This window comes from Streptomyces sp. NPDC046759 (assembly GCF_040645475.1).
In the GTDB taxonomy this organism is placed as follows: Bacteria; Actinomycetota; Actinomycetes; order Streptomycetales; family Streptomycetaceae; genus Streptomyces.
In genome coordinates, this window is the sequence record NZ_JBEYYJ010000001.1 from 263,590 (window position 1) to 280,528 (window position 16,939).

15 protein-coding genes, 1 tRNA gene and 1 pseudogene are annotated in these 16,939 nt (G+C 72.7%); 11 read left to right on the forward strand and 6 right to left on the reverse strand.

Annotation, left to right across the window (positions count from 1 at the left end):
- Positions 1 to 5: 5 nt before the first annotated feature.
- Complete coding sequence (locus tag ABZ919_RS01180) at positions 6 to 1,718, reverse strand: LuxR C-terminal-related transcriptional regulator (protein WP_361240886.1); 1,713 nt, start codon at positions 1,716 to 1,718, stop codon at positions 6 to 8.
- Positions 1,719 to 1,812: 94 nt separating this feature from the next.
- Here ABZ919_RS01180 and ABZ919_RS01185 point away from each other — a divergent pair.
- Positions 1,813 to 2,413: pseudogene (locus tag ABZ919_RS01185) on the forward strand (M12 family metallopeptidase); the annotation flags it as partial.
- A 365-nt stretch (positions 2,414 to 2,778) separates the two neighbouring features.
- Here ABZ919_RS01185 and ABZ919_RS01190 read toward each other — a convergent pair.
- Together ABZ919_RS01190 and ABZ919_RS01195 are read right to left on the reverse strand one after the other, a co-directional pair.
- Positions 2,779 to 3,666 carry a glutathione S-transferase C-terminal domain-containing protein gene (locus tag ABZ919_RS01190; RefSeq protein WP_361240889.1) on the reverse strand — a complete coding sequence of 296 codons (888 nt, stop codon included), beginning with the start codon at positions 3,664 to 3,666 and terminating at the stop codon, positions 2,779 to 2,781.
- Between the two features lie 75 nt (positions 3,667 to 3,741).
- Positions 3,742 to 3,864 (reverse strand): putative leader peptide, encoded by a 123-nt coding sequence (locus tag ABZ919_RS01195; protein ID WP_361240891.1) that lies wholly within the window; start codon positions 3,862 to 3,864, stop codon positions 3,742 to 3,744.
- A 236-nt stretch (positions 3,865 to 4,100) separates the two neighbouring features.
- Here ABZ919_RS01195 and ABZ919_RS01200 point away from each other — a divergent pair, with 236 nt between their 5' ends.
- From ABZ919_RS01200 to ABZ919_RS01230, 7 genes are all read left to right on the forward strand, one after another.
- A complete protein-coding gene (locus ABZ919_RS01200) occupies positions 4,101 to 5,267 on the forward strand; it encodes an FAD-binding oxidoreductase (protein WP_361240894.1) in 1,167 nt (388 codons plus the stop codon).
- On the forward strand, positions 5,264 to 5,566 hold the full coding sequence (locus tag ABZ919_RS01205) for a (2Fe-2S)-binding protein (RefSeq protein ID WP_361240897.1): 303 nt from the start codon (positions 5,264 to 5,266) through the stop codon (positions 5,564 to 5,566). The genes ABZ919_RS01200 and ABZ919_RS01205 overlap by 4 nt, the downstream gene beginning before the upstream one ends.
- Positions 5,559 to 6,947 carry an NAD(P)/FAD-dependent oxidoreductase gene (locus ABZ919_RS01210; RefSeq protein ID WP_361240900.1) on the forward strand — a complete coding sequence of 463 codons (1,389 nt, stop codon included), beginning with the start codon at positions 5,559 to 5,561 and terminating at the stop codon, positions 6,945 to 6,947. The genes ABZ919_RS01205 and ABZ919_RS01210 overlap by 8 nt, the downstream gene beginning before the upstream one ends.
- 76 nt (positions 6,948 to 7,023) lie before the next feature.
- On the forward strand, positions 7,024 to 7,932 hold the full coding sequence (locus ABZ919_RS01215; protein ID WP_361240903.1) for a dihydrodipicolinate synthase family protein: 909 nt from the start codon (positions 7,024 to 7,026) through the stop codon (positions 7,930 to 7,932).
- Positions 7,933 to 7,949: 17 nt separating this feature from the next.
- The gene (locus ABZ919_RS01220; RefSeq protein WP_361240906.1) at positions 7,950 to 8,951 is read left to right on the forward strand and encodes a proline racemase family protein; all 1,002 of its coding nucleotides are present in this window, start codon (positions 7,950 to 7,952) and stop codon (positions 8,949 to 8,951) included.
- Between the two features lie 60 nt (positions 8,952 to 9,011).
- Entirely contained in the window at positions 9,012 to 9,686 is a 675-nt protein-coding gene (locus tag ABZ919_RS01225) for a GntR family transcriptional regulator (protein ID WP_361240909.1), read from the forward strand.
- 188 nt (positions 9,687 to 9,874) lie between these two features.
- Positions 9,875 to 11,278, forward strand: coding sequence for an amino acid permease (locus ABZ919_RS01230; RefSeq protein WP_361240912.1), 1,404 nt, complete (start codon positions 9,875 to 9,877; stop codon positions 11,276 to 11,278).
- A gap of 30 nt (positions 11,279 to 11,308) precedes the next feature.
- On the opposite strand, the gene ABZ919_RS01235 is transcribed toward ABZ919_RS01230, so the two are convergent.
- Together ABZ919_RS01235 and ABZ919_RS01240 are read right to left on the reverse strand one after the other, a co-directional pair.
- A complete protein-coding gene (locus ABZ919_RS01235; protein ID WP_361240915.1) occupies positions 11,309 to 11,998 on the reverse strand; it encodes a response regulator in 690 nt (229 codons plus the stop codon).
- Positions 11,998 to 13,662, reverse strand: a complete 1,665-nt coding sequence (locus tag ABZ919_RS01240) for a sensor histidine kinase (protein ID WP_361240918.1) — start codon at positions 13,660 to 13,662, stop codon at positions 11,998 to 12,000. The genes ABZ919_RS01235 and ABZ919_RS01240 overlap by 1 nt, the downstream gene beginning before the upstream one ends.
- A 237-nt stretch (positions 13,663 to 13,899) precedes the next feature.
- On the opposite strand from ABZ919_RS01240, the gene ABZ919_RS01245 reads away from it, so the two are divergent.
- Genes ABZ919_RS01245 through ABZ919_RS01255 form a run of 3 tightly spaced genes read left to right on the forward strand, consistent with a single transcriptional unit; the run spans position 13,900 to position 16,780 of the window.
- Complete coding sequence (locus ABZ919_RS01245; protein ID WP_361240921.1) at positions 13,900 to 14,760, forward strand: ABC transporter ATP-binding protein; 861 nt, start codon at positions 13,900 to 13,902, stop codon at positions 14,758 to 14,760.
- Positions 14,757 to 15,635: an ABC transporter permease gene (locus ABZ919_RS01250; protein WP_361240924.1), complete on the forward strand. Its 879-nt coding sequence runs from the start codon at positions 14,757 to 14,759 to the stop codon at positions 15,633 to 15,635. The genes ABZ919_RS01245 and ABZ919_RS01250 overlap by 4 nt, the downstream gene beginning before the upstream one ends.
- Positions 15,636 to 15,694: 59 nt before the next feature.
- Entirely contained in the window at positions 15,695 to 16,780 is a 1,086-nt protein-coding gene (locus tag ABZ919_RS01255; protein ID WP_361240927.1) for an ABC transporter substrate-binding protein, read from the forward strand.
- Between the two features lie 76 nt (positions 16,781 to 16,856).
- On the opposite strand, the gene ABZ919_RS01260 is transcribed toward ABZ919_RS01255, so the two are convergent.
- Positions 16,857 to 16,930: transfer RNA gene (locus ABZ919_RS01260), tRNA-Pro, on the reverse strand.
- Positions 16,931 to 16,939: the final 9 nt, after the last annotated feature.

The window sequence follows — 16,939 nt, forward strand, 5'->3', positions numbered from 1 at the left end:
GGTTCCTACGCGGACTCGCACAGCCACGGCAACGCCCCCCGGTCCCCCGTCCCGAGCCGTGTGTAGGCGCTGTACAGGTGATTGCCCACCGTCCGTACGGACAGGGTCAACCGCTCGGCGATCTCCCGATTGCTGAGCCCCGCCGCCGCGAGCGTGACGACCTGCCGCTGCCGGGCCGTCAGTTCGCTGAGGACCAGCCCGGCCAGGGCGGGTGTCCGCGCCCCCTGGCAGCGCCGCGCGAGCGCCACCGCCCGGGTGCGGGACACCCGCGCGGCACGTGGATCCCGGTGCGCCCGCACGGCCTGGGCGCGCGCCTCCGCGGCGAACAGCACGAAGCCGCGCTCCTGAAGGGCCTCGGCGGCCCCGTCCAGGCCGTCCGCGTCCCCGCGTGCCAGCGCGTCGGCGTGCCGCGCGAACACACTGCCCGCGGGCAGCCGCCCGGCGACGCGCCCGGGAGCTCCGAGGCGTACGGCGTCGTAGCGCGAGTACACGTCGTCGCCGAGGGACTGCTCCCCCGACTCACCTTCGGCAAGCACGAGTTCCGCCCGGCATCCGGCGTGCTCCGGCACGCCCCGCAACCCCTCCCGGGCCCAGGCGGCGGCGTCCCGCACCTCACCGCGCAGCCGCGCGAAGCGGGCGCGGACGGCGGCGTACCCGGCAGGCAGCACCGCGCCCTGGGCGACCAGCCACTCCCCCACGGGCGTCGCCACCGGCCGCACGTCCAGCTGCCCGATCCGCCGCCTCAGTGCCCGCTCCTCGGCCGCCAGAGCGGAGCCGTGGTCCACGGGGGCACCCGCGAGCCGGCGGGCCCGCAGCCGCCCTGCCGTGGCGCGCAGGGCCGGTCCGTGCAGCGGGTGGGCGAGGGCGACAGAGCCGGCCCGGTCGTCGAGGTGGATCAGCCCGTCCGTCTCCAGCCGCTCCAGGACGTCCAGATCGAAGTCGTCCAGCGGCAACGGCAGCGGCTCGGCGAACGCGAGGCGCTCGAGCACCTCCCGCTCGCCGGGTCCAGACCTTTCCAGCACCGGGGCGAGGCACTCGCGCACGGCCGGCGTGAGCGGCAGTGCGCCCCGCCAGGCCCGCTGGTCCGTACCGGGTACGGGAACCAGCCGGCCGGCCGGACCGAGGGCGGCGACCAGGTCGCGCAGCAGCCGCAGATCGCCCCGGCACACGTGGTGCAGGCGGCGCACGGTCAGCGGTTCCAGTCCGGCCGGGGCGAGCAACCGGGCGACGTCCTCGCGGTGCAGCGGTTCGAGGGCCAGCCGGGGCAGCAGGTCCCCGGTCCACAGCCGGGACACCGCTCCGGGCGCGGTCTCGCCGTCCACCGCCGTCACGACCAGCCGGGTGCGGCCGTGCGCGGCCAGCTGGTGGAGGAGGGCGGCGGACGCCTCGTCCAGCAGATGGGCGTCGTCCACGACGAGGAGCCGTACGCCGGACAGGGTCCGCACGGCGCGGTGCAGTGAGACGGTGTCCGGCAGCAGGTGCGCGAACGCCGCGAAGGGCAGCCCCCGGGCCTGAGGCGTGCCGGTCACCCGGGCGTGCTCGGTGCCCCGGACCGCCTCCGCGAGCAGCCGGGTCTTGCCGTGACCGGCCGGTCCGGTCACCACGACGCCGGGCCGGCCGGCCGCCGAAGCCGCGCGCACCAGTTCCAGTTCGTCCTCCCGGCCGGTGAACGGCCAGGACGGCCGGAGCGTCTTCGCGTCCTGCTCGTGAGTCCTCACCTCATGCAGAGCGCGGGTACCCAGGTTTGATACAGGGCGACTTGAGTAGCCCCCGACTCAGGCGCCCGGCGCCGGCGGGCGGCACGCTGGCCGCATGACCCGACGCCTGTGCTCGCTCCCGCGGCAGCCGGCCCCGTGCTTCGCCCCGGGGCTGACCGCCGAGCGGCAGGGCGCGCTGCTCGCCGGGCGGCGGATGTGGGTCAACGGCACGGTGCTGCACCACTCCTTCTTCGACGACGGCGCGGGGTCCTCCGTGATCCCGGTCCCCGGCACCGGTGAGCTGCGCCGGGTGCCCTGGGCGGGCGGCGAGGAGCAGCGGGAGGTGGTGCGCGACTGCTTCCGCGAGTGGCAGCACCTCGGCATCGGCCTCACGTTCACCGAGTCGCACGACCCGCGGGAGGCGGAGCTGCGGATCGGGTTCCAGACCGGCGGGGGTTCCTGGTCGGCGATCGGCCGGGACGCGTCGGCGGTGGGCCGGAGCGAACGCACCATGAACCTGGGCCGGGACGTGACCGGGCCCGGGGAGCGCCGGACCGTCCTGCACGAGATCGGGCACGCGCTCGGCATGGTGCACGAGCCAGAGCCCGTACGCCGGGCTGCACTGGGACGACGAGGCCGTGTACGCCGAGCCTGCGGGCCCGCCGAACTTCTGGACCCGCATAACGACGTACACCAGCGTCCTGCGTGCGCTGGACGCCGCCGAGGCGAGCTGCCCCGTGTGGGGGGAGCGGTCGCGGTCGTCACCCTCGGGGGAGGTGACGACCGCGGCCACACCGGTGCCTTGAGGGGACGGCCGTGACGGGATCCGGTCGGTCCATCAGATCGCGGGCGAGGGGCTCTGGGTTCTGCCGGATGCGGGGCGTGCGGCGGCAGTACGCGTGCCACTCTGTCGCCGCTGACGTTCCTCCCGGCCGCAAGGCCCGTCGCCTTCACCGTCACAGGCGGCAAGACCAACGACTGCACCCAGTTCATCCGCTCTCGCCCGACGTGACGGCCCGGTCATGACCCACAATGCGCGGCGACCCTCGGTTGTTCCCGCGGCCGCGGACCGTTGCCGCTCTCACCTGCGAGAGGCGTCGCCGGGATCCACGGCGTGACTCGCCCAGTCCAGGATCTGGACGGCGGCTCCGGCCGCCTCCAGGCCGTGACAACGGCCGTGGTGGCGGCGGGAGATGCCGTCCAGGTCGAGGTGGCGGCCGAACGCGGGGTGGGCGGCCAGACGACGGGCGTAGGCCCACAGGGCCCGGTGGCCGACGATGCGGTGCACGGCGGAGGCGTCCAGGTGGCAGCGGTGGACCGTGTCCAACTGCACCAGGGCGACCCAGAGTTCGACATCGGCGGCGGTGAGCCGGTCGTCGACCAGATACTCCTCTCCGGTCAGCCGGCTGTCGACCCTGCTCAGGGTGTCCAGGAGCACGTCGAGCGCCGCGGCCCGCTCGGCCGGCCCGGCGCCGGCCCGCCCGGCCTGCTGAGCGGCCTCCTCGATCCCCTCGGCGCACATGCGCTCGACGGCCTCGATCACGGACTCGAGGCCGCACGGATACAGGGCGGCACCGCCCTCGCGCGGGAAGCGGTCGAGGTCACGCAGGATGTCGCGGGCATGGGTGCTGACGATGCGTCCGGACCAGTCGTCGCTGAGGACGGGCGCGAGGGCCGGGCCGGTGTAGTGGTGGGCGCTCGCCTCGTACAGCGGGCGCAGCGCGGAGTGACCGCCGTCGGGACGGTCCGGTACGGCGGGCAGGAAGGTGACCGGACAGCAGGCGCCCAGGCCGAGGAGGCTGTGCCCGACGGCCAGGCGCAGCCCGTCGGGGCAGGCGGTCGACAGCTGGAGCCGGTAGCGGTGGGGCACGGCGTAGTGGCCGCTGCGGGGATCCCGGCCGATGCGGCCCCGGAAGGCGGGGGTGGCACGGTCGAGGGACGGGACGGCGGCGAGCGGAGTGATGGACATGCGTCTCCCCGGGTGGTGGGCGCGCGCAGGTGCGCGCCGGTGGGCGGCGTCGGCGGTGGGGCAAGGGCCCTCGACTCAGCGGCAGCGGCTGATCGCGCTGCAGACGCGCAGCAGGTCGATGTGCCGGCGGGAGGTGAGCAGGGGGGCGCGGAACGGCGTACGGCCCGCTGGGCCGGTGACCGCTTCCAGGCGCCTCATGATTCCCTATCCGTTCACTAGGATTCCCACTCCGGAGTGTCGATCCGACCGGCGGCGGCGTCAAGGGGGCGTCCACGCTGTGGCTCCGGGCGACGGGCGGGCACCGTCGCTGCGACCCGGCGGCCTTCCCCGCCACGGGGCGGCGGAAGGACTCCGGACCCTCCTCGGGACCCGAAAACGGACACCCGGGACCCGAACCCTCCTCAGCCGCAGAAACATGTGACATAGTACTGCGTGTGGCGAAGCGGCTGACCTGTGATGTCGTGGTCGTCGGAGCCGGCATGGTGGGTGCGGCCTGTGCGCTGTACGCCGCACGCGCCGGCCTCGACGTGCGGGTGGTGGACCGGGGCCCGGTGGCCGGCGGCACCACCGGCGCCGGGGAGGGCAACCTGCTCGTCTCCGACAAGGAACCGGGCCCCGAACTCGAGCTCGCCCTGCTGTCGGCCCGGCTCTGGGCACGGCTGGGCGACGAGCTGGGCCCGCAGGCCGAGTACGAGCCCAAGGGCGGCCTGGTGGTCGCCTCCGCCCCCGAAACCCTCACCGCGCTGCAGGCGTTCGCCGACGCACAGCGAACCGCCGGAGTCGCGGCCGACCCGGTCACCGCGGACCGACTCCGGGAGCTGGAGCCCCACTTGGCCACCGGCATGGCGGGCGGTGTGCACTATCCGCAGGACGCCCAGGTCATGCCCGCCCTTGCCGCCGCCCACCTGCTGCGCGCCTCCGGTGCCCGCCTGCTCACCGGATGGACCGTGACGGGGATCCTGCGTACGGCAGCCGGCGGGGTGGCCGGCGTCCGCACCGACCGGGGCGACGTACACGCACCGGCGGTGGTGAACGCGGCCGGCACCTGGGGCGGCGGCATCGCCGCGCTCGCGGGTGTGCGGCTGCCGGTGCTCCCGCGCCGCGGCTTCGTCCTGGTCACCGAGCCGCTGCCGCGCATGATCCGGCACAAGGTGTACGCCGCGGACTACGTGGCCGACGTCGCGAGCGACTCGGCCTCCCTGCGCACCTCGCCGGTGGTGGAGGGCACGGCCGCCGGGCCGGTGCTGATCGGCGCGAGCCGGGAACGGGTGGGTTTCGACCGTTCGCTGTCCCTGCCGGCCGTACGGGCGCTCGCGGCGGGAGCGATCGGACTGTTCCCGTTCCTGGAGCGGGTCCGCGCGCTGCGGACGTACGCGGGTTTCCGCCCGTACCTGCCCGACCACCTTCCGGCGATCGGCCCCGACCCGCGCGTGCCGGGGCTGTTCCACGCCTGCGGCCACGAGGGCGCGGGCATCGGACTGGCCACCGGCACCGGGCAGTTGATCGCGCGGGTACTCGCCGGCAGGACACCGGAGCTGGACCTCACACCGTTCCGGCCGGAGCGGTTCGAGCAGGCCGACACCGACGGAGGCGACACGTGAATCCCCTGGAGCTGACCCGTGCCCGGCCGGGCGATGCCTTCACCGTCACCTTCGACGGCCGGCCCCTGGCAGTCCTTCCCGGGCAGACGGTCGCGGCGGCGCTGTGGGCGGCGGGCGTGACGTCCTGGCGCAGCACCCGCGGTGCCCACCAACCCCGCGGGGTGTTCTGTGGGATCGGGGTGTGCTTCGACTGCCTGGTGACCGTCAACGGCCGTGTCAGTCAACGGGCTTGCCTGGTGCCGGTGCACCCGGGCGATGTGATCCGCACTCAGGAGGGGACGGGACGGGTGGATGACTGAGCGAGCGCGCCTCGCCGTCGTCGGGGCGGGCCCGGCGGGGCTCGCCGGAGCACTGGCGGCGGCCGCCCGGGGCGTACGGGTGACCCTCCTCGACGCGGCCGATCAGGCCGGCGGCCAGTTCTACCGGCAACCCGCACGCGCTCTGGGCGCCCGCAGCCCCGAGGCCCTGCACCACCGGTGGCGCACCTGGGAACGACTGCGTGACGGCGTCGCACGGCACATCGCCGCCGGACGGATCACTCACCTGACGGATCATCATGTGTGGTGCGTCGAACGGAAGCGGGACTCCTTCTCGGTGCACGCCCTGTGCGGCGCGGCGCAGGAGGAGGGGGTCACCGTCCGCGCCGACGCCCTCCTGCTCGCCACCGGCGGCTACGAACACGTCCTGCCCTTCCCCGGCTGGACCCTCCCCGGAGTCGTCACGGCAGGTGGCGCACAGGCCATGCTCAAGGGCGGCCTGGTGCTGCCCGGCCGCACGGTCGTGGTGGCGGGCACGGGACCGCTGCTGCTGCCCGTGGCCACGGGACTGGCCGCGGCCGGAGCGCGGGTGTCCGCGCTGGTGGAGTCCACCGGCCCGGCGGCCCTGCTGCGCCGGGCCCCGGCGCTCGGTGCGGATCCCGGCAAGCTCGCGGAAGGGGCTTGGTACGCGGGGCAGTTGGCGCGTCACGGGGTACGCGTGCTCCTCCGGCGCACCGTGCTGGAGGCGCACGGCACCGACCGGCTGGAGGCGGTCACCGTCGGCGCGCTGGAACAGGACGGGCGGATCCGGCCCGGCAGCGCGCGCCGCCTCCCCTGTGACACCCTCGCCGTCGGCCACGGCATGCTGCCGCACACCGACCTCGCCGAGACCCTGGGCTGCACCCTGTCCGGCACCGCCGTACACGCCGACGACGAACAGCGCACCGACGTGCCCGGGGTGTGGGCCGCCGGGGAGACCACCGGCATCGGCGGAGCGGCCCTCGCGCTCGCCGAGGGACACATCGCCGGCCGCTCGATCGTCGCCCGCCTGCACGGCACCGCCCCCGACCCGCACTCCTGGGCGGCGGCCGCGCGGGCCAGGAACCGGCAGCGGACGTTCTTCACGGCGCTCACGGCGGTGTACGCGCCGCCCGCGGGCTGGGCGGACCGGATCACCGACGCGACCGTGGTGTGCCGCTGCGAGGAGGTCACCGCCGGGCAGGTCCGAACGGCCGCCGGTCCGCTCGGCGCCGGCGATCTGCGCACCGTGAAGCTGCTCACGCGGGCCGGGATGGGCTGGTGCCAGGGCCGGATGTGCGCGCCCGCGGTGGCCGGCCTGAGCGGATGCCCCCTCACGCCCGGACGCCGCCCCTTCGCACGACCGGTACCGCTCGGCGTCCTCGCCGGGCTGCCGGACGACTGACGAGCCGTGGCAGAGCCTGTCCACACGGCGACCCGCTCAGTACCATGTCACACACTATTGAATGGGGAACGACAGCATGAGCCCACACCTGGACCACCTCCCCGCCCGCCCGTGGCGCGGCGTCCTCGTGGCCACCGCCCTCCCGCTGCGCGACGACCTGTCGATCGACTACGACCGCTACGCCGAGCACTGCTCGTGGCTGGTCGAGAACGGCTGCGACGGGGTCGTACCGAACGGTTCGCTCGGCGAGTACCAGGTGCTCACCCCCGAGGAACGCACGCGGGTGGTGAAGACGGCCGTGGCGGCGATCGGCGGCGAGCGGGTGATGCCGGGCGTCGCCGCGTACGGCTCGGCCGAGGCCCGGCACTGGGCCGAGCAGGCGGGCGAGGCCGGCTGCGCGTCGGTGATGCTGCTGCCGCCCAACGCCTACCGCGCCGACGAGCGTTCCGTCCTCGCCCACTACGCCGAGGTCGCCCGCGCGGGACTGCCCGTGGTGGCGTACAACAACCCGGTCGACACCAAGGTCGACCTGGTGCCCGAACTTCTCGCCCGGCTGCACGGCGACGGCCACATCCACGGCGTCAAGGAGTTCTCCGGCGACGTCCGCCGCGCCTACCGCATCGCCGAACTCGCCCCCGAACTCGATCTGTTGATCGGCGCCGACGACGTCCTGCTGGAGCTGGCGGTGGCCGGCGCCAAGGGCTGGGTGGCCGGTTACCCGAACGCGCTCCCGCGGGTCTCGGCGGAGCTGTACCGCGCCGCGACGGCCGAGGACCTCACCACCGCACTCCCCCTGTACCGGCAGCTGCACCCCCTGCTGCGCTGGGACTCGCGGGTGGAGTTCGTCCAGGCGATCAAGCTGTCCATGGACGTCGTCGGCCGGTACGGCGGACCGGTGCGCCCGCCGCGGGTTCCGCTGCCGCCCGGGCAGGCGGCCGAGGTGCGTGCGGCCACCGAGAAGGCCGTCGCCGCCGGGCTCGTCTGACAAGGAGGCCGAACAGCGTGCGCAGCACACTCGTCCTGCACGCCGTCGACTCGCACACCGAGGGCATGCCGACCCGGGTGATCACCGGCGGGATCGGCACCCTACCGGGTGCGACGATGAACGACCGACGGCTGTACTTCCGCGAACACCGCGACCACATCAAGCGGTTGCTGATGAACGAACCGCGCGGGCACTCCGCGATGAGCGGCGCGGTCCTGCAGCCGCCGAGCCGCCCCGACTGCGACTGGGGGGTGATCTACATCGAGGTCTCCGGCTATCTGCCGATGTGCGGGCACGGCACCATCGGGGTCGCGACCGTGCTGGTCGAGACCGGCATGGTGGAGGTCGTGGAGCCGGTGACCACCATCCGGCTCGACACCCCGGCGGGGCCGGTGGTCGCCGAGGTGACCGTGGAGAACGGCGCCGCACGGGACGTGACGCTGAGGAACGTGCCGTCGTTCGCCGTCGCCCTCGACCGCAGGATCACCCTGCCCGACGGCCGCACGGTCACCTACGACCTCGCCTACGGGGGCAACTTCTACGCGATCCTGCCGCTCGACGCCTTCGGGCTGCCCTTCGACCGCTCCCGCAAGGACGACATCCTGGCGGCGGGCCTGGCGCTGATGGACGCGATCAACGCCGAGGCGGAACCGGTGCACCCGGAGGACCCCTCCATCCGGGGCTGTCATCACGTCCACCTCTACGCGCCCGGTGCCACCGCACGCCACTCGCAGCACGCGATGGCCATCCACCCGGGCTGGTTCGACCGGTCACCGTGCGGCACGGGCACGAGCGCGCGCATGGCGCAGCTGCACGCGCGCGGCGAGCTGCCGCTGCACACCGAGTTCGTGAACGAGTCCTTCATCGGCACGCGCTTCACCGGACGGCTGCTGGGTACGACACAGGTCGCGGGGCGCCCGGCGGTCCTGCCGAGTTTCACCGGCCGCGCGTGGATCACCGGGACCGCGCAGTACCTCCTCGATCCCACCGATCCCTTCCCGGAGGGCTTCGTCCTGTAGCGCATCCTCTAGACTCAGCCGGTGATGCGTGACATGGCACCAACCGAGCGAGGCACGGAGATGCCCGCACTCCCCCGGCTCGGCGGCCGGCGCAGCAGCTACCGCGAGCGGGTCGCCGACGCGCTGCGCGCCGCGCTGATAGCCGGCGAGCTGCGGCCGGGCGAGGTCTACTCCGCGCCGTCGCTCGCCGCCCGCTTCGGCGTCTCGGCCACGCCGGTGCGGGAGGCGATGCTGGACCTGGCCAAGGAGGGCTTGGTCGACACCGTGCCGAACAAGGGTTTCCGGGTCACCGCCGTCTCCGACAAGCAGCTGGACGAGTACACGCAGATCCGCGCCCTCGTCGAGATCCCCACCGTGGCAGGACTGGCCCGCACCGCCGACCGGGTCTCCCTGGAGGCACTGCGCCCGGCGGCCCGCGAGATCGTCACGGCGGCGGTGGCGGGCGACCTGATCGCCTACGTCGAGGCCGACACCCGCTTCCACCTCGGGCTGCTGGCTCTCGCGGGCAACGCCCACCTGGTCGAGGTCGTCGCCGACCTGCGCAAGCGCTCCCGCCTCTACGGCCTTACCGCCCTCGTGGAAGCCGGCCGGCTGCTCGCCTCCGCCCAGGAGCACCTGGAGCTCCTCGACGCCCTGCTGGAACGGGACGAGGAGGCCACCCACGCGATCATGACCAGACATCTGGGGCATGTGCGCAGCCTGTGGGCGAACGGCGAGGCCGAGCGGGAGCCCTAGGCGGGGACCCGGGCGGAGCGCTGGCCGAACATTTCACTGCGCAAAGGTCCCTCAGGTGCACTTTTTACGTGGCCGGCGTGGGGCGGTCCACACAAAAAGCGGCGATTTTGCGACGCATGGGGTCTTCCCGGACCATGGGCCCGTCCCGGCGATCCTGGGACATCTGTTCGACGAGAGGTCCACCCCCCATGCACGTCACCGGAACCGTCCCCCCGTCGGCTCCGGCCTCCTCGGAGACCCACCAGGTTCCCACCGGGGGCACCCACGACCCCACCGACAAGCACACCCGCCGCTTCGGGCTGCCGGTCGCGACCGCGCTGGTGATGGGCAACATCATCGGCGGCGGCATCTTCCTGCTCCCCGCCTCCATCGCCTCCTACGGCACGGTCAGCCTGGTGGCCTTCGGTGTGCTGACCGTGGGCGCCATGGCCCTCGCCCTGGTCTTCGGCCGGCTCGCCGCGCGCGACCCCCGTACCGGCGGGCCCTATGTCTACGCCCGCGAGGCCTTCGGCGACTTCGCCGGGTTCCTCGCCGCGTGGGCGTACTGGATCACCACCTGGGTGTCGAACGCGGCGCTCGCCGTCGCCGCCGTCGGCTATCTGGACGTGCTGATCCCGGTCGGCGGTCACAAGTGGAGCGCGTGTCTGGCCGCCCTGGTCCTGCAGTGGCTGCCGGCCCTGGCCAACTTCGCCGGCACCCGGTACGTGGGCGCCGTCCAACTGGTGTCGACGGTGCTGAAGTTCGTACCGCTGCTGCTCGTCGCCGTCGGCGGTCTGTTCTTCTTCGACCCGTCCCGGCTCGGGCCGTTCAACGCGAGCGGGCACAGTGCGATCGGAGCCGTCTCCGCCTCCGCCGCCCTGCTGCTCTTCTCCTACCTCGGGGTGGAGTCCGCCGCCGTGAGCGCCGGCGAGGTCAGGAACGCCCGCCGCAACGTGGGGCGGGCGACCGTGATCGGCACCGCGGGCGCCGCGCTCGTCTACCTGCTGGGCACGCTGTCCGTCTTCGGCACCGTCGCGCACAACCGGCTGGTGACCTCCACGGCCCCCTTCTCCGACGCCGTGAACTCGATGTTCGGCGGCAGCTGGGGCGGTACGGCGGTGGCGCTGGCGGCGCTGGTGTCGATGACCGGCTGCCTCAACGGCTGGACCCTGCTGAGCGCCCAGACCCCGTACGCCGCGGCCGAGGACGGCCTGTTCCCGGCCGCCTTCGCGCGCCGCCGCCGGGGTGTGCCGACGGTCGGCGTGGGCGTCACCGTCGTCCTGTCCTCCCTGCTCACGGCGTACAACTACCTGTCGGGCTCGGGGAAGGTCTTCGACGTCCTGGTCCTCGTCACCACCTTCACCGCGACCGTGCCGTACCTGCTGGCGACGGCGGCGCAGCTGTTCCACCTGATCTCCGGCAGGTCGGTGGACCGGGGCCGTCTGCTCCGGGACTCGGTGATCACCGCCATCGCGGCCGCCTTCTCCCTCTGGCTGATGGCCGGAGCCGGCTACGCGGCGGTCTACCAGGGCGTGCTGTTCCTGTTCGCCGGAGTCCTCGTCCACGCGGTGATGGCGGCGCGCCGGCAGCGCAAGCCGGCGGGAACCGGCTGATCGACCGGGCGGGCCGTGGGGCCCGCCGCTTCAGGTGACGATGCGATAGCGGTGCTCCGGACGCCCGGTCGCGCCGTATCGCAGCTCCAGGCGGACCATGCCCTCCTTGACGAGGTAGGACAGATAGCGCTGGGCCGTGGCGCGGGAGACGCCGGTGAGTTCGGCAGCCTCGGCCGCCGACACCGGGCCGCGCGCGGTGCGCAGCGCCTGGTGGACCAGGGTCAGGGTGGGCGCCGAGTGGCCCTTGGCCGGCACCCGCGGCACGGCAGGCGGCCGGGCGGCGCTGAACAGGGCGTCCACATCGGCCTGATCGGTCTCGGCGGCCGGGCCGAGCACCTCCACGCGCTGCTGGAGCTCCCGGTAGGCGGTGAGCCGTTCGCACAGGTCGGGGGAGCCGAACGGCTTGACCAGGTAGCCCACGGCACCGAGCTTCATGGCGGTGCGCACCGACTCGATGTCCCGGTCCGCCGTGATCATCAGGGCGTCGGGGCGGGCGCCGCCCTCGTCCCCCGTGAGCCGGCGCAGCACGTCGAGCCCGCTGCCGTCGGGCAGGAAGATGTCGAGCAGCAGCAGGTCGGGGCGCAGTGCCCGGACCGCCTCCAGGGCCTCGGCGACGCTCGCCGCCTCGCCGACCACGTGGAAGTCCGGGACGCGGCTCACGTACTCGCTGTGGATGTGACTCACCCGGAAGTCGTCGTCCACGACCAGGGTCCGGATCATCAGCGCTCCCCTCCCACCGGCAACGCCTTGGTGAACAGTGCTCCCTGCGGCGCGAGGGCCTTGTCCGGCAGGGGCAGTGCGACCGTGAAGACGGCGCCGGGACCCTCGCTGACCGTGATGGTGCCGCCGTGCCGTTGCACCAGCCGGTGCACCAGGGCCAGGCCGAGGCCACGCCGGGCGGTGCCCCGTTCCGGCCGGGTCGAGTAGCCGTCCTCGAAGATCGACTCGGTGGCGTCCGGCGGTATCCCCGGACCGGTGTCCGCGACCCGGACCCGCACCTCGTGAGGGCTCTCGGTCAGGGTGAGCCGTACCTCGCGGCCGTCCGCCGGGCGCGGTCCCTCGCCGGCCGCGTCGACCGCGTTGTCCAGCAGGTTGCCCACGATGGTCAGCAGCCGGTGCAGGTGCGGCGGGTCCTGGCCGAGGGCCGAGTCCTCGGTCAGCACGACCCGTACCCCGCGTTCGGCGGCGACCGTGGTCTTGGCCACGATCAGACCGACCATGAGCGAGTTCCCGATCCGCTTGCGCACCGACTCGCTGAGCGCCTGGCCGGTGCCGGCCGCGCCGACGGCGAACTCGTAGGCGTCGTCGTACTCCCCGATGTCGAGCAGGCCGGCCAGGGTGTGCATACGGTTGGTGAACTCGTGCTGCTGGGCCCGCAGCGCGTCGGTCAGGCCCCGCACGGAGTCCAGTTCGCGCAGCAGCCCGACCATTTCGGTGCGGTCCCGTACGGTGACCACGGCGCCGAGTTCCCGGCCGTGCAGGGTGACCGGCATGCGGTTGACGACGAGGCAGTGCTCGTCGGTCAGGACGCTGACGTCGGTGCCGGTCAGGGTGCCGTCCAGGACGCGGCGCAGCCTGCCGTCGGGCAGCACCTCCTCGACGGTCCTGCCGAGTGCGGTGCCGAGTCCGAGCAGCCGGCGGGCCTCGTCGTTCACGACGGTGATCCGGCCGTCGGGGGCGAAGGCGACCACGCCCTCGCGGATGCCGTGCAGCATCGCCTCGCGGTCCTGCAGCAGTCCGGCGATCTCCTCCAGTTCCAGCCCGAACGTGGTCCGCTTCAGCCGCCTGGCCAGCAGATACGCGGCCGTGGCACCGAGCGTGGTGGCGATCGCGGCGTACAGGCCGAAGGTGGGCAGCTCGCGCCACAGCTCGCTGAGCACATGCCGCTCGGGGATGCCCACCGACACCTCGCCGACCAGCCGGTAGGTCGGCCCGTACAGCGGGGCCTTGCCGTTGGCGGACCGTCCGGTCGCGCCCTGGTCGGTGCCGACGTGCGGCCGGCCGTCCAGCGCCACGAGCGGCTCGGCCACCCGCGAGCCGACCAGCTGCGGCATGGGGTGCGAGTGGCGGACCCCGTGCAGGTCGATCACCACCACGTACGACGCCCCCGACGCCCGCCGGATCCGCTCGGCGGCGGTCTGCACCACGTCACCGTGGTCGCCGTACTCCATGGCCCGCCGGATCTGCGGGTCCGCGGCCGCGGTCTGGGCGATGGCCACGGCCCGCTCCTCGTAGGTGTCATCGAGCGCGGAACGCTGCGCGAAGGCGAACAGGACGAATCCGATGGCGCCGGTGAGCGCCAGGATGACGAGCTGGCTGGCGAGGATCCGCGCGGAGAGTCTCCCCCTCCCGCCGCGCCCGATCCGCACTCGGATGGGTGTCACAGGTGCCTCTTCGCCTCTGTCCCGCTTGGTGCCGGGCCGGCCCGACGCCGGACCCGTGGTGGCGTGATTGTGCCTGATGGCCGAAATTCTGCCCACCCCCGTTTCACTGAGCAGAACGAGCAGAACCCCGGTTAACGCGGCTTTCGCGAGATACCTGGGAAACAGCGACGTAACACCGGGTGACCTCTAGCGTCTGCCTTCCTCGACCCCACGAGGTGTGGAAGGAGACGGCCTCACATGGCTTCGCGAAACGATGTCGCGACGAGCCCGATCGCCGGTGCAGCAGAGCGCGGGGACGCGCGCATCGAGATCTCCGGGCTCACCAAGCGATTCCTGACCCCTGCCGGTGAGGTGTTCACGGCGCTGCAAGGCGTGTCGTTCACCGTGGAGCCGGGTCAGTTCTGTGCGGTGGTCGGCCCCACCGGCTGCGGCAAGTCGACCACGCTGAGCATGGTGTCCGGCCTGGACCGGCCCAGCGAGGGCTCGGTGAAGGTGGGCGGCCGTGAGGTGGACGGCATCACCGACGGTGTCAGCTTCATGTTCCAGGCGGACGCGCTGCTGCCCTGGAAGACGGTTCTGGGCAATGTGCTGATGGGCCCCGTCTTCCGCGGCGTGCCCAAGCAGCAGGCGCAGGCCTCGGCGCGGGACTGGCTGCGCCGGGTGGGCCTCGCCGGTTTCGAGGACCGCTACCCGCACCAGCTCTCCGGCGGTATGCGCAAGCGCGTGGCGATGGCCGCGGCGCTGATCAACGAGCCCAAGATACTGATCATGGACGAGCCGTTCGGCGCCCTGGACGTGCAGACCAAGGCGATCATGTCGACCGAACTGCTGGACCTGTGGGAGCAGATCCGGCCCTCCGTCATCTTCATCACGCACGACCTGGACGAGGCCGTGGCGCTCGCCGACCGGGTCGTCGTCATGACGTCCAGCCCCGGGTCGGTCAAGGCCGTCTTCGACATCGACCTGCCCCGTCCGCGCGGCTCGGTCCAGGAGATCCGCTACCAGCCCCGCTTCATCGAACTCCAGCACCAGATCTGGGACACGCTGCGCGAAGAGGTGGAGCGCGCCTACGCACGCACCGCAGGAGGAAAGGCATGAGCACGACGTCCACCGCTTCCGCCGTCCCGGTCGCCGACGGCGGGCACGCCTCGGCCTCGGCCGCCGCCAAACGGGCCGCTCGACGACGGGTCGCCCTGGTCTGGGCGGGCCGCCTCGGCCTCGCGGCCTTCGTGATCGGCGGCTGGCAGGCCTTCACCACCTGGGGCATCGTCGACCCGTTCTTCTTCGGGCAGCCGTCCGGGATCTGGCAGCGGCTGATCGACCTCTTCCAGAACGGCACCGAGTTCGGCTCCTTCTACGCCAACATCTGGACGACCATCCAGGAGGCGCTCATCGGCTTCGCCCTCGGCGCGGGCACCGGAATCGTCGTCGGCGTCGCGCTGGGCCAGAGCCGCTATCTGTCCGACGTCCTCGGTCCCTACATCAAGATGGTGAACGCGATCCCGCGCATCGTGCTCGGCTCGATCTTCATCGTCGCCTTCGGCATCGGCGTCACCCCGAAGATCCTGCTCGCCGCCGTGCTGGTGTTCTTCATCGTCTTCTTCAACGCCTTCCAGGGCGTCCGCGAGGTCGACCGCAACATCCTCGCCAACGCCCGGGTGCTGGGCGCCTCCCAGCTGCAGATCATCCGGCACGTCATCGTGCCGTCCGCGCTCACCTGGATCATCGCCAGCCTGCACAGCGCGTTCGGCTTCGCCATCGTCGGCGCGCTCGTCGGCGAGGTGCTCGGCGCGCAGAGCGGCCTCGGCCTCGTCATCAAGACCGCGCAGAACAACTTCGACCCCAACGGTGTGTTCGCCACGATGCTCGTGATCGCGGTGATCGTGCTCGGCGCGGAGTGGCTGATCGGCAAGCTCGAGCACCGGCTGCTGTCCTGGCGCCCGCCGGCCCCCACCGAGGCCAACAGCCTCTGATCCTCCCCTCTTCCCCTTCCCCTTCCCCACCGCCCGTTCCTCAGAACGAAAGAGCCGCCATGTCCAAGAGAATCCTCACCGCGTCCCTCGTCACCGTCCTCGCCCTCGGCGCGGCCACCGCGTGTTCCAGCAGCTCCTCCGGTTCCGGTTCCAGCGGCTCCGGCGGCACCCCGACCGTCAGGATCATGGTCGGCGGCATCGACAAGCAGATCTACCTGCCGTACCAGCTCGCCCAGAACCTCGGCTTCTACAAGAAGTACGGCGTCAACGTCGTGCTGAGCACCGAGCAGGACGGCGGCACCGGCGCCGAGGACGCCATGGCCTCGGGGCAGGTGGACATGGCGGGCGCCTGGTACAACCACACGATCGACTTCCAGGTGAAGGGCAAGGCGGTGGAGGACGTCGTCCAGCTGTCCGGCGCGCCGGGCGAGCGGGAGATGTGCGCCACCAAGAGCGGGGTGCACTCGGCGGCGGACTTCAAGGGCAAGACGCTGGGCGTGACCGACCTGGGCTCGGGCACCGACACGCTCACCCAGTTCCTGGCCGCCAAGAAGGGCATCAAGACGAGCGGCTTCCACCGGATCGGGGTCGGCGCGGGCTCCACCGCCATCGCCGCGCTGCAGAACGGCAAGGTGGCCTGTGTGATGACGACGCAGCCGACGGTCGCCGCGATCGAGAAGAAGGGCGTCGGCTACTCGGCGGTCGACGTGGCCACCACCGAGGGTGCCAAGGCCGCGACCGGCGGCGCCTGGCCGGCCGCGGGTGTCATCGCCCGTACCGACTGGGTGAACTCGCACAAGGACGCGGTGCAGAAGGTCGTCGACGCGCTCGTGGCCACCATGCACTGGATCGACAAGCACAGCGCGGCGGACATCGCCGACAAGCTGCCGCAGTCGTTCGTGCAGAACCAGCTGGTCACCAAGGCCGACTACGTCTCGGCCCTGACCCAGGACAAGGGGCAGTTCCTCCCGGACGGCATCATGCCGGCCGGCGGTCCCAAGAACGTCCTGGCCACGGAGGAGCTGGTGGGCCACGCGACCTCGAAGGTGAACCTCGGTACGACGTTCACCAATGACTTCGCCCTCGCGGCCAACAAGAAGGAGGGCTTCACCACCACGACGGCGCCGGCGGGGACGTCCGGCTGAGCATCCGTCACACCGCAATGACCGGTGGCCGTGCCGGATGGACTCCGACACGGCCACCGATCCGCGTTTCCGCACGTCGGGACGACAGGATTTGAACCTGCGACCCCTTGACCCCCAGTCAAGTGCGCTACCAAGCTGCGCCACGTCCCGTTGCGGTCT